Genomic DNA, 12,700 nt, shown 5'->3' with positions numbered 1-12,700 from the left:
TCAGCACCCATGCCCCATCCTGATGCTCAGCCACCACTCGGCCGCCGTCGCCATAACCGACCGATCATTGACGAAAGTGTCAATTTTCCGGTCGAACAGGCAACGACCCAGTTCTCTGCTTTCAGCCGCACTGCCTGTGTGGCAAGGCTTGCAGCTGTTCTGATCTGGGCATTCTGGGTCTCTATCATCCAGTTCGTACTCATTCGCCTTCCTGGCTCCGGCAAGATTCGGGTGCCTCGGATCTTCTGGCGCATGATCAGCCGTATTCTCGGCTTGCAGATCCGCATCGTCGGCACGAGAGCCGGAAAAATCCTGAACGCCAAGGACGTCCAGCGCGGAGAACGTCCTATTATTTATGTCGCGAACCATTGCTCGTGGCTGGATATCCCTGTTGTTGGCGGCACGCTTCACACTGTTTTTGTTGCGAAAGGTGAAGTTGGCTCCTGGCCATTGATCGGCACCATCTCACGGCTGGGCAGAACAATATTTGTAAGCCGCAACAGGCAGAATACTGGCAAAGAGCTACAGGAAATGACCGAACATCTCTGGAATGGAGATGACATCGTTCTGTTCCCTGAAGGAACATCGACGGACGGCTCCCGTGTTCTGCCCTTTCTGTCCTCGTTTTTTGCCGTCGCAAAGCCTGGACGGCTTGATCAGGCTGGCATGCCAAAGCCTCCACCAACGCTCGTCCAGCCTGTGTCTATCGTTTATGATCGCCTGGAAGGGCTGCCAGTTGGCCGCAGTCGCCGATCCGTTTTCTCCTGGTACGGAGACATGGATCTGACGCCTCACCTGTGGTCTTTCTGCCAATGGCGCTCGATGCGGGCCACAATTCTGCTCCATCCACCACTAGACCCGGAAAATTTCCGTTCCCGGAAAGAGCTGGCAAACGCCACATTCAAGGCCGTCAGCGAGGGCGCGGCAAAGCTCAGACAGGGACTTGTTCCTGACGACCAGAACTGAGCCCGAGTTATCTTTGGACCAACCCAAGGTTTGTCTTGACTTGCAGGCGAGCGCCGCGTCACTTTCAGTTTCATTGATGGGAGCAATTCAGCGTCCATCCGGAGATGGTGATGCCGCTTCAGGCCAGTCTGACATGCCGGTCCAGTCTCATGTTTGACCTTTCCTCTGTCAGGATGGGCTTGACCCCGCTGCCCGCAGCCCTGATGTGTGTGCCTGATATTGCCAGCCCCGGATTGAAACCTTGACCACCGAGACTTCCGCCTCCGCGCCCGCCCCTGCCGAACGTGCCCGTCATGGCCTGCATGTCATTACATGGGGCTGTCAGATGAACGTCTATGACAGCGCGCGCATGGCCGATGTTCTACGCCCTCTGGGATATGGCCCTGTCGACACGCCTGAGGCTGCTGACATGGTGATTCTCAACACCTGTCATATCCGCGAACGGGCTACGGAAAAGGTTTTCTCCGAGCTTGGACGGCTGCGCAAAATTCGTGATGAACGCATTGAGAATGGTCAGGATCGCAGCATCATTGCTGTCGCTGGATGTGTGGCACAGGCCGAAGGAGAAGAAATCCTTCGCCGTGCGCCGTACGTCGATCTGGTGCTTGGGCCTCAGACGTACCATCGCCTTCCGGAAATGGTGGCTCGGGCCGCACGCGCTGGTGGCGCTGTCATTGAAACAGACTTCCCTGCCGAGCAGAAGTTTGACTTCCTGCCCGCCGAAGCTGCGCCGCAATCCTCAGGCAATCTCACTGCCTTTCTGACCATTCAGGAAGGCTGCGATAAATTTTGCTCCTTCTGCGTTGTTCCTTACACGCGAGGCGCGGAAACCAGCCGCCCCGTTGCATCGGTCATGGCAGAAGCCCGCCGGATGGTTGCTGCAGGCGTTCGGGAAATCACCCTGCTGGGCCAGAACGTCAACGCCTATCACGGTGATAATGGCCAGGGCGGAAGCGCAACACTGGCTGAGCTGGCTGCCGAGCTGGGCCAGTTGGATGGGCTGGATCGCATCAGGTACATGACTTCACACCCGCGCGATGTGGACCAGAGCCTCATTGACGCGCACCGTGATAACCGTGCCCTGATGCCTTTCCTCCATCTGCCGGTTCAAAGTGGTTCGGACCGCATCCTGAAAGCCATGAACCGCGGCCACACGGCGGATGAATATCGCGAGAGTGTCCGTCGGCTGAGGGAAGCTCGTCCGGACTTGGCACTGTCTTCTGATTTTATCGTGGGGCATCCCGGTGAGACAGAAGAAGACTTTGAAGCGACAATGCAGCTTGTCCGCGATATTGGCTTCGCCATGGCCTACAGCTTCACATATTCCCCCCGTCCCGGCACCCCAGCCGCTGGCCAGCCTTTTCAGGTGGCCGAAGACGTGAAGACCCGTCGGCTGGCAGAGCTTCAGGCCCTTCTGCGTGAACAGCAGGATGCGTTCAATGCAGACATGGTCGGCACGGTTCAGGATATTCTCATTACGGGGAAAGGCCGCAAGCCAGGACAGCTCTCCGGCCGGTCTCCGTATCTCCAGCCCGTTCATTTCGAAGGGCCGGACCATTTGATTGGCACCATCGCCAAGGTCGCCATCACCACTCGCATGACCAACTCACTTGGTGGAACCCTCATCCGGGAGACAGCCTCCGCTTGCTGACAACACCCCCGACGCGCTCCGTCGCCGCCCCTGGTGGTACCGAAGGCAATCGCACCGTCGCATTGCGCTTCAATGACAATATTCTCCTTCAGAGACTTCTGGGAGATCATGACAGGCACCTCGTCCAGCTTGAGGAGGGGTTCAATGTCAGGCTTTCATGCCGCGGCAACAAAATCGCCATTTCAGGCGAAACGGATGCCGTAGGCCGCGCTCAGGCGGCTATCGTTGCGCTGTACAATCAGCTCGAACAGGGCGGCACCATCGACAGCTCGCAGGTTGATGGTGTGATCCGGATGACTGCGCTGCCTACACGGCATCACGAACGCCAACGCGCTGCTGTTCCGCCAGCCCCACCTTCCAGGCAGCAACAGCCTCGTCGAGAAGCAGGTCAGCACAAACCTGCCCCTCAAAATTTCCAGACCTCTCCGACGTCTGCTCCTCTGACCGATCTCCCGGCCATTCGCACCAAGCGCGGCGTGATTGCTCCGCGGTCTCATGGGCAGGCCGCATATATGGAAATGCTGGGTCGGACTGATCTGGTTTTCGGAATTGGCCCTGCCGGAACCGGCAAAACCTATCTGGCTGTTGCTCAGGGCGTTGCCATGCTTCTTGCCGGACAGGTGGACCGGATCATTCTTTCCCGCCCGGCTGTTGAAGCAGGCGAGCGTCTGGGCTTCCTGCCCGGCGATATGCGGGAAAAAATCGACCCCTATCTTCGCCCGCTTTACGATGCCCTGAATGACATGATGCCGGGTGACCAGGTCGTGAGACGGATGGGCACGGGCGAGATCGAAGTTGCGCCCTTGGCTTTCATGCGCGGCAGAACGCTCGCCCACTCTTTCGTCATTCTGGATGAAGCCCAGAACACGACCCCAGCCCAGATGAAGATGTTCCTGACCCGCATGGGTGAAGGCACACGCATGGCTGTTACAGGTGACCTTAGTCAGATTGATCTGCCCAACGGGGTATCATCTGGGCTAAGGGAAGCCGTCGAGACCCTGGAAGGTATCAAGGGAATCGGCATCACTCGCTTTACATCCGTTGATGTGGTGCGCCATCCGCTGGTCGCCCGTATCGTCGATGCCTATGAACAGAAAGCGCCTGCCCCCCTGGATAATTTCCGGGATCGGCCGCGCCGGGATAACAATGGAACCTCCAAGTCGTCACGCCGGTACTGACATCATCATCGAGGACGCCAGATGGCGCTCCTCGGTCTCTGATACAGAGCGCACGATCCATCGTGCGCTTACCGCCGTCGCCCGTCAGGGTGGCCCGGATTTCAGCCGGTCTCCTGCTCCGTCGATTCTTCTCTCGACAGATCGGATCGTAAAGCGGCTCAATGCCCGCTTCCGCAACAAGAACAAACCCACGAACGTTCTGACGTTCGAGCCGGTCTCTCCCCTTCACGGCGGAGATATCATTCTGGGTTACGAGACAGTCCGGAAAGAAGCGGATGCTGCCCATCGCAGCATTCGCGCTCATCTGTCCCACCTCGTGGTTCATGGGGCCCTGCATCTTGCAGGATACGATCATTATCTTCCCGGCGAAGCCCGGGACATGGAAGGGGTTGAAACCCGCACGATGCGCCAGCTTGGTTTTGGCGATCCATGGCGACAGGCAGGAAGACGGGCATGAGCGAAGACATTACTGACCGTTCAGACGACGGTAGAAAGAATTCCCGCGGATTGTTCGGACTGTTTGGCCGCCGCAACCGTGATCAGGGTTTACGCGAGTCCATCGCTACACTTGTCCACGAAGCCGCCCAGCCTTTCGAAGAGACGGGAGATGAGCCGGAACTGGACAGGCAGGAACGTGCCCTCATCATGAATGTCCTGCGCTTGCGAGACATCACGGCAGATGACGTGATGATCCCCCGCGCAGATATCATTGCCATGTCAGAGAGCATCTCCTTCAACGATGCCCTGGATCACATGCGTCGGGAAAACCATTCCCGTATGCCGGTCTATCGCGGCCAGCTCGACGATATCGCGGGCATGATCCATGTGAAGGATCTGGTGGCTTATGTTGATGACCCTGAGGCATTCGACATCCGCCCGCTTCTTCGTCAGCCGCTGATGATTGCTCCGACCATTCCGGTGCTTGATCTGCTGCTACAGATGCGTCAGCGCCGAATGCACATGGCCCTTGTCATTGACGAATACGGCAGCATCGATGGCCTCGTCACGATCGAAGATCTGATCGAGACGATTGTGGGTGATATCTCGGACGAACACGACGACCCTGTAACGACCCCCTGGGTCGAACGCGCGGATGGCTCTTTCGATATTGATGCCCGTCTGCCCGTCCGTCAGCTTGAAGAGCGGCTGGGGGCTGTTCTCACGGATGCTGAGCGCGAAGCCGAGATCGAGACGGTTGGTGGACTTGTCTTCCGCCTGGCAGAGCATGTGCCAGCAAAAGACGAAGTTCTGACCCATGAGAGCGGGCTGGAATTCCGCGTTCTGGATGCGGATGCGCGCCATATTCGAGCCTTGCGGATGCGGGTGCCGGAAGGCTGGGAAAAGAAGCCCCTGCCCGATACGGGACAGCAGGACGACGAACGCGGGTCTTGACGTCTGAGCCAGATCAGCGTTGTGAGTAGGACATCTTGTCCGTAGTGGAGCCTTGTCCATGACCCTTGGCCGTCGTGCATTTCTCGTTGCCGGGCCTGCCCTTGCGGCAGTTGCGTCATTTTCTTCCGCGCATGCAGAAGAAAATGGACTTCCCTCGACTGATCCCCGGATGGGTCCGCGCGTTCTGGGATCGCCAGATGCCAAGGTTCAGGTCGATGAGTGGTTTTCGCTCACCTGTTCTCACTGTGCTCACTTCGCACAGACCATCTTTCCTCAGATCAAGACCAACCTGATCGATACCGGAAAAATCCGGTATCGCTATCATGACTTCCCCTTGGATCAGGTCGCGCTTCTGGCCGCAATGCTAGCCCGGTCTCTTCCTGCAGATCGCTACGCCCCTTTTGTGGACGATCTCCTGCGGACACAGGATCAGTGGGCATTCGCTCAAAACATCGATCCCATACAGGAACTGAAAAAGCGCGCTGTCCTTGCTGGCATCTCAGCGGCTGAATTCGACAAGATCAATGCCGATAATGCCCTGCGTGAAGCCATTGTGAACCGTCAGGACCGCGATGGTGCTTTTCTTCAGATCCAGGGTACTCCTTATTTCCGCATCAATGACGTTCCGGCACCGGATGTCGTCTCCAGCTATGATGCGTTCGCCAAAGCAGTTGCAAAGGCTTCCTGAATGACCCGTCCCATGATTTCCCGCCGTTTCATCCTGTCCGCAGCACCAGCGCTGGCTGTTGCTGGTACGGCAGCCCGTGCAGCAGATGCGCCGCCGGCCCTGCCTGCCAATGACCCGCGCATGGGACCGCGCATCATTGGCAATCCGAACGCAAAGGTGCTGGTGCAGGAGTGGTTTTCCCTGACCTGCACGCATTGTGCCCATTTCGGAACGGAAGAATTCCCGAAGATCAAGGAACAGCTCATTGATACCGGTAAGATCCGCTATCAGTTCCATGATTTCTGCGGAGATCGCGTCGGCCTGACCGCCGCAATGGTAGCCCGTTCCCTGCCAGAAGACCGTTACGTGCCTTTCATTGGCGCGCTGCTTTCCAGCCAGATGCAGTGGGCGTTCGCTTCGGGTGGCGACCCGATGCAGCGGCTTCAGCAGATGTCGGCTCTGGCAGGCGTCTCTGCCGCGCAGTTCAAAAGCATCAGCGAAGACACGGCGTTCATGCAGGCCATGTTCAATCAGGTGCAGAAGGATGCGGACACCTATAGCATCCAGGGCACGCCATATTTCCGCTTCAACAACACGCACTACGATCAGGACCCGGAAACCTACGAGAAGTTTGCCGATCTGGTCGCCAAGGCGTCCTGATTTCTTTCAGGGCGTTTCATAAACACCAATGTCAACGCACACCACGACGATCAGCCGCCTGACGATCGGCGGCTTCAAAAGCTTCGCCGATGAGGTGCGTGTTGACATCCTTCCGGGCCTGACGGGCATTATCGGCCCAAACGGCTGCGGCAAATCCAATGTCGTCGAAGGCCTGCGCTGGGCCATGGGTGAGACCTCCGCCCGGGCCCTCCGGGGCGGCGAGCTGGACGATCTGATCTTTGCAGGAACAGGCGCACGTTCCGCCCGGAACATCGCTCAGGTCACGCTCCATCTGACCGGCGCGAAGGGTCTTGCCCCTGCTCCGTTTCAGGATGCTGAAGACCTCGAAATCACGCGTCGTGCAGAGCGTGGCTCCGGCAGCGAATACCGTATCAATGGCCGCGTCATGCGTGCGCGTGACGTACAGACGCTTTTTGCTGATCTGGCGTCCGGTGCGCGCAGTTCCGCCATCGTCAGCCAAAACCGTGTTGGCCAGCTTATCGCGGCCAAGCCGGAAGAACGCCGCCTTCTGCTGGAAGAAGCCGCTGGCATCACCGGCCTTCATGCCCGCCGTCATGACGCGGAACTGAAACTCCGTCAGACCGAAACTAACCTCTCCCGTGCGGAAGATCTGCGCCTTCAGATTGAAGAGCGGCTCGGCAGCCTCGAAGAGCAGACCGTTCAGGCCCGGAAATATCGTGAGCTCTCCGAGAAGCTGCGTGAAGCCGAGGTTCAGCTTCATGCCCTCCTGCACGCCCGCGCCAACCTCGCCGTACAACGCAGCAAAGATGATCTGGCCAAAGCCCGCGAGGCTCTTCGTAAAGCCGAGCAGGAAGCCGAACATGCGACCATTGCAGAGTTCGAAGCCCGCAAGGCCACCCCACAGGCAAGAGAAGAAACAGACCTTCTTCGCAGTGCTTTAGAGCGCCTGAAAGTCCAGTCCGAGACGGCGCGGGTCGATGTTACGCGTGCAAGAGAAGCAGAGGCCGAAGCACTGGCGCGCTTCCAGCAGGCGGAAGCAGATTTTACCCGAAGCACGGAACGGCTCTCGCAAGATCAAGCCGCCCAGGCGGCCGCTCTTGCAGATCTGGAAGCGCAGGAAAAGGAACACGCCCAGCTTCCTGAACAGCGCGCTCAAGCCACCGAAGAGCAGAACCGCCTCGCAGCACTTGAGCGCACGCAGGCAGCGTCTCTGGAAGAAGCAGTCCGTCTGCGAGACGCAGAAGCGATCCGTCGCGATGGGCTAAAAAGCGCTCTGGATGCTCTGACAACGCGGCTTGATACTGAAACAGGCGCTCTTCAGGCACTTGAAGCAGAACTGACTGCGCTGGAGAAAAATCGGCCGGACGATGACGCCCTGGAAAGCCTGCGCCAACAGGTCGATGTCGCCATCAATGAGGCTGAAGACGCCCGACAGATCGAAGCTGCTGCTCTCGCTACGCTTCAGGATGCGCGTCTGGCAATGGAATTGCAGGGCCGTACACTCGAAGACGGACGGCAACGCCTGACTGTTTTGGAAAAGACCGAGGCGGATCTGAAGCGTCGCCTTCAGGCGGCGGTAGACCGCCTGTCTCAGGACCGCACCGCTCATGCGCAGACGGCCACTGCTCTACTGACGGATGCACAGCGCGCCGAGCTTCAGGCTCAGCGGGAAAAGACCCTGCAGACATTGGAAGATATTTCCGCTCGGGAACGCGCAGCGCGGCAGGCTCTGGATGAGGCCAATGCGGCATGGCTTGAAGCCCGCGCGAAGGCTGAGGAAGGCGTTCAGCGCCATAAGGGTCTTCTGCGTGCGAAAGACAACGCCCAGCAGGTCGCCAGTCAGGCAGCGCAACGCGCAGAAACGACTCTTCGGGAGCGGGATACCGCCGCGAAAGCTCTCGTACCGGACACTGACGTAGCAGCCCTTAGAGCAGCCGTCACGGGTCTGGAAGCGAGACTGGATGCCCTTCAGGGCGCTCTTTCCGAGGCCGAAAAAGCTCTTTCTTCCGCGTCCGAAGCTGAGAGCTCTACCCGTGAGGCTCTGACCCGCACAGAAAACACGATCCTCCGCCTTCGTTCGGAATGTGAGGGACTGGAACAGACACTCGCAGCCGTCGCCGCGCAGCCGGATCCGTTGGAAGACCGACTTGATATTCCGGCGGATCTGGCACGGGCCGTCGCTGCGGCACTGGCGGACGGACTGGATGCCTCGCTTGCACCCACAACCGTGGCCGCTGACCGTCGGTGGCTTGCTCTCACAGCACTAGACAGCCCACGGATTGATTCCTGCCCGCCCCTCTCGTCTCTGGTTGCGGCTCCAGATGCTGTTAAACGCTGTCTGGACGCTGTTTTCCTGCTGGATGATCCCGGTAGAGGTGCCGCTCTTCAAACGCATCTCCAGCCCGGCCAGGCGCTTGTCTGCCGGAATGGCGCTCTGTGGAGGTGGGACGGTTTCATTCGCTCTGGAGACGCGCCTGATGCCGGAGCCGCCCGTCTGGAGCAGAGACAGCGCCTAACGGAGGCTCGTGCCCTTCTCACGGAGCAGGAAAAAGGTCTTACTGCTGCACAAAATGCTTTTCAGGACGCCCAGCGCACTCGAGTTGAAGCAGAGCAGACCGTGCAGCGTCTGCGATCGGAGCGTTCGGGGCTTGAACCAGAACTAAGCAAGGCCCGCACGCAGCTCTCGTCACGCGAACAGCAGGCTGCGCTGGCCAAAGGTCGATGGAACGAAGCAGAACGTCGTTTGTCAGACGCCGAGGCCGCTGCGAAAAGCGCACGCTCGGACGCTGAGAAAGCCGCGGCCGATTATGACGCTCATCCTTCTCCGGCAGCTCTGACGGATACGGCTGAACAGGCGGCTCAGGTCGTGGAGGAGGCTCGAGCAGCTCTCTTGGCACTGACGCGGGATCTCCAGACAGCCCGGACAGAGGCTGAACAGGCTGATCGCACGTTGGATCAGGCCATTCTGCGTCATGAGACAGCACAGACACGCCTTCAGGAACTGGAAGACGCTCTGACGCGGCTGGAGCGGGACATCGACGGTCTTCAGACTGAGCTTGAAACTGCAAGAACCACGACAGACCGGCCGGACCTTCCGGATCTGGAGCGCCGTGAAGCCGTAGCCCGTCAGCAGCATCAGGATGCCCGGCAGAAACTTGAAGCCGCGAGCAAGACCACGAGCGATCTCCGCAAGAAAGCGGATCGCTTTTCTGCCGAATTGCAAACCCTGGACCAATCTGCAACAGCAGCCCTCGCCCGGCGCACGGCACTTGCTCCACGTGCAGCGGAGCTTAAGGCGCTCGTCGAAAAGCTCACAAAGGACCATCAGGCCCAGGACGCTGCCATTGCAGAGCGTCCAGACCCGGCGCTTCTGGAACAAAACGTACTAGAAGGAACGGCAGAACTGGAAGAAACCCGCACGGCGCTTCAGACGGTCCGGGAGAGCCTGTCTCATCTTGCGTTGGAAGATATGCGCCTGAACGGGAGCATCGCGGCGCTCAGAGGACGACTATCCGATCTTGGTGGACAGATTTCTCAAGCCGTTCAATCCCATGCGGAACTGGAAGAGCGCCGGAACACGCTGGAAAATGCTTGGAACAAAGCAGCCCATAGTCCGGTTCGTCTCGAAGCCGCGCTAAAGCAGCAGGATCTGGATCTTGAGAAGGCCCAGACGGCCTATGATGAGGCCCGCGCCAAAGACGAGGCCACCGATCAGGCTGGTCAGGCTGCGCAGGAACGTCGTCGAGAAGCTGATCTGGCCCTGTCCTCCGCACGCGAAGCCATTGCCCGCCACACAGAACGCGCTGAACAGGCCGTGGCAGCGCGTGAGCGTCTGTTGACGGAAAGCGACCCGCCAGAAGGGGGCGTTTATCCCTCTGACCTGTCCGAGCAGGCTGAAACGTCCACCCGCCGTAGGCTCTCCCGCCTTACCCGTGAGCGGGATGATCTGGGGGCCGTCAATTTACGCGCCGAGACAGAGTATCAGGACGCCAAGCAGACAGCCGAGACCATCGCCCGAGAGCATGAAGAACTCACGGCCGCCATCAACCGGCTACGTGGCGGCATCGGAACCATCAATCGCGAAGGGCGCGAGAGACTTCTAGCCGTCTTCACGGAAGTGGACCGGCATTTCCAGTCGCTGTTCTCACGCATGTTCGGGGGTGGCCGCGCGCATCTGGGTATGGTCGGCAGTGATGATCCGCTGGAAGCTGGTCTGGAAATCTTTGCCCAGCCGCCGGGGAAAAAGCTCTCCACCCTTTCCCTGCTTTCCGGCGGTGAGCAGGCTCTGACAGCACTGTCTCTCATCTTTGCGACGTTCCGCTGTAACCCTGCGCCAATTTGCGTGCTGGATGAAGTGGATGCTCCGCTCGATGACGCCAACGTGGAACGCTTCTGTTCCCTGTTGACCGATATGACCAAGGAAGCGGGTACGCGCTTCCTTGTCGTGACCCATCATCAGCTCACCATGGCGCATATGGACAGGCTTTATGGTGTTACGATGCAGGAACGTGGTGTAAGCCGGGTATTGTCGGTTGATCTGGGGCGTGCTGCCGCTCTTGTCGAAGGCTGAAGTCTTTTTTCTTCAATCGAAAATTGACGTTAAGGCGTTGAAGCCTTTTGATAGACAAAACGCCTTGAAAGACCGAACCCATTTTCGTCGAACCACCTCTCCCCGCCCCAATCATGACGCGAATCCGTGAACACGGTCTTCGTGTGGTGGGAGACGTGCACGGTGATCTGAACGCTTTCCGTCACGCGACAGCGACGGAACGTTTTATCATCCAGCTCGGGGATCTGGTGGATCATGGGCCGGACAGCGCAGGTGTGATGGAGCTCATGCTTGACCTGCTTGAAACACAGCGTGGCCTCTTCATTCTCGGCAATCACGATCGGAAGCTCGGTCGTGCCCTGGAAGGGCGGCGTCTGCGGCGAGACCCACCGCTTGAAGAAACGCTGCGCCAATTTGCCCTTCCCGAGTACGAAGGGCTTCAACAGCGCACTTATGACGCCATTGCGGCGGCCCCGACATGGCTTCAGCTTGGCCGCGCGCTGTTCGTACACGGCGGCTTCCATACAGCGATGCTCTCAGAACCCGCAGTCCCGGGTCTGGGCGAAATGTCCGCGCCCCTGTCTCGCGCCCTTTTTGGCGAAACCACCGGCCGCATGCAGCCGGACGGATATCCCGAACGCCGCCTAACCTGGATCAACCGCATTCCGGACGGAATGACGGTCTATGTCGGCCATGACCGCCGCTCGACTGACGGACGCCCCTGGCGCCGGACGGGGCGTCTTGGCGGCACGGCTGTCTTCACGGATCTGGGCGCAGGAAAAGGCGGCCACCTTGCATGGATCGATATCAATGACTTCTGACAGCTCTTCCGCCCTCGCAGAACTTGAGCGCCTGCGTGCCAGCATCGACAATATCGACGCCGCCCTGATTCATATGCTGGCAGAGCGGTTCCGCTGCACCAAGGCTGTTGGCGAACTCAAGGCGCGTTCCAGCCTGCCCGCCGCAGACCCTAATCGGGAAGCCCGGCAAATCGAACGCCTGCGCCAGTTGGCACGAGACGCGCATCTGGACCCTGATTTTGCTGAAAAATTTCTCGCATTTGTTATTCGTGAGGTCATTCGCCACCACGAGGCCATCGCTGCCCAAGCCAACGGTACCCACTGAATGACCGAACGCCTGCTCCTCATTCTGCGGCATGCTGAAGCGGGTCCTCACCTTTATTCAGGATCGGGTGATATTGAGCGGCCACTGACACCAATGGGCCATCAACAGGCGGCCAGAATTGGTGCCCAGCTTGCAAAGCTGGAGTTACCAGGGCCTGTTCAAGTGCTTTGCAGCCCTGCACGCCGAACACGGGAAACGGCAGAGGGCGTGCTCTCTGCTCTTCCAGACGCGGCTATTCCGCAGCTTGAGAGCAACCTCTATGGGGCTGACGTCGACACGCTTTATGGCTTCATTCACGCCACACCAGAAGATATCAGGACACTCCTCCTGATCGGGCACAACCCGGCCATAGGAACACTGGCTCACGACCTTGCTGGGCCGGCTCTCCAAAGCGATACTTTTGCGGCTCTGAGACATGGTTACGCGCCGGCAACCCTAACTGTCTTTCAGACACAGGAAGACTGGATGAATATCCGGCCTTCCACTGTCAGAGCCAGTCAGGTTCTTACCCCCTGACTGGCGTACCAGCC

At 59.0% G+C, this 12,700-nt stretch carries 11 protein-coding genes; all 11 read left to right on the top strand.

Annotated features, from left to right (window positions below; all coding sequences use genetic code 11):
- The first annotated feature begins 9 nt into the window (after positions 1-9).
- The 11 genes from KP707_RS03440 to KP707_RS03390 all read left to right on the top strand — a co-directional run bounded on the left by KP707_RS03440 (position 10) and on the right by KP707_RS03390 (position 12,686).
- Positions 10-966, top strand: a complete 957-nt coding sequence (locus KP707_RS03440; RefSeq protein ID WP_211502135.1) for a 1-acyl-sn-glycerol-3-phosphate acyltransferase — start codon at positions 10-12, stop codon at positions 964-966.
- Positions 967-1,207: 241 nt separating this feature from the next.
- Positions 1,208-2,617, top strand: a complete 1,410-nt coding sequence (gene miaB / locus KP707_RS03435; RefSeq protein ID WP_083956298.1) for a tRNA (N6-isopentenyl adenosine(37)-C2)-methylthiotransferase MiaB — start codon at positions 1,208-1,210, stop codon at positions 2,615-2,617.
- A complete protein-coding gene (locus KP707_RS03430; protein WP_046899571.1) occupies positions 2,611-3,795 on the top strand; it encodes a PhoH family protein in 1,185 nt (394 codons plus the stop codon). The genes miaB and KP707_RS03430 overlap by 7 nt, the downstream gene beginning before the upstream one ends.
- Positions 3,764-4,252, top strand: coding sequence for an rRNA maturation RNase YbeY (gene ybeY, locus KP707_RS03425; protein ID WP_211502134.1), 489 nt, complete (start codon positions 3,764-3,766; stop codon positions 4,250-4,252). The genes KP707_RS03430 and ybeY overlap by 32 nt, the downstream gene beginning before the upstream one ends.
- The gene (locus KP707_RS03420; RefSeq protein WP_064274061.1) at positions 4,249-5,187 is read left to right on the top strand and encodes a hemolysin family protein; all 939 of its coding nucleotides are present in this window, start codon (positions 4,249-4,251) and stop codon (positions 5,185-5,187) included. Before ybeY ends, KP707_RS03420 begins: the two co-directional genes overlap by 4 nt.
- A gap of 58 nt (positions 5,188-5,245) precedes the next feature.
- Positions 5,246-5,875: a thioredoxin domain-containing protein gene (locus KP707_RS03415; RefSeq protein WP_086634075.1), complete on the top strand. Its 630-nt coding sequence runs from the start codon at positions 5,246-5,248 to the stop codon at positions 5,873-5,875.
- Positions 5,876-6,514: a thioredoxin domain-containing protein gene (locus tag KP707_RS03410; RefSeq protein ID WP_061931762.1), complete on the top strand. Its 639-nt coding sequence runs from the start codon at positions 5,876-5,878 to the stop codon at positions 6,512-6,514. It abuts the gene before it with no gap.
- A gap of 28 nt (positions 6,515-6,542) precedes the next feature.
- A complete protein-coding gene (locus KP707_RS03405) occupies positions 6,543-11,066 on the top strand; it encodes an AAA family ATPase (protein WP_211502133.1) in 4,524 nt (1,507 codons plus the stop codon).
- Between the two features lie 113 nt (positions 11,067-11,179).
- Positions 11,180-11,866: a metallophosphoesterase gene (locus KP707_RS03400; protein ID WP_046899576.1), complete on the top strand. Its 687-nt coding sequence runs from the start codon at positions 11,180-11,182 to the stop codon at positions 11,864-11,866.
- Complete coding sequence (locus KP707_RS03395) at positions 11,856-12,170, top strand: chorismate mutase (protein WP_046899577.1); 315 nt, start codon at positions 11,856-11,858, stop codon at positions 12,168-12,170. Before KP707_RS03400 ends, KP707_RS03395 begins: the two co-directional genes overlap by 11 nt.
- On the top strand, positions 12,171-12,686 hold the full coding sequence (locus KP707_RS03390) for a histidine phosphatase family protein (RefSeq protein WP_211502132.1): 516 nt from the start codon (positions 12,171-12,173) through the stop codon (positions 12,684-12,686).
- The last annotated feature ends 14 nt before the right edge of the window (positions 12,687-12,700 follow it).

Source organism: Gluconobacter sp. P5E10 (assembly GCF_018812145.1).
GTDB classification, from domain to species: Bacteria; Pseudomonadota; Alphaproteobacteria; order Acetobacterales; family Acetobacteraceae; genus Gluconobacter; species Gluconobacter cerinus.
Note: the sequence above shows the minus strand (reverse complement) of the source record. Positions and strands in the feature narration are given on the sequence as shown.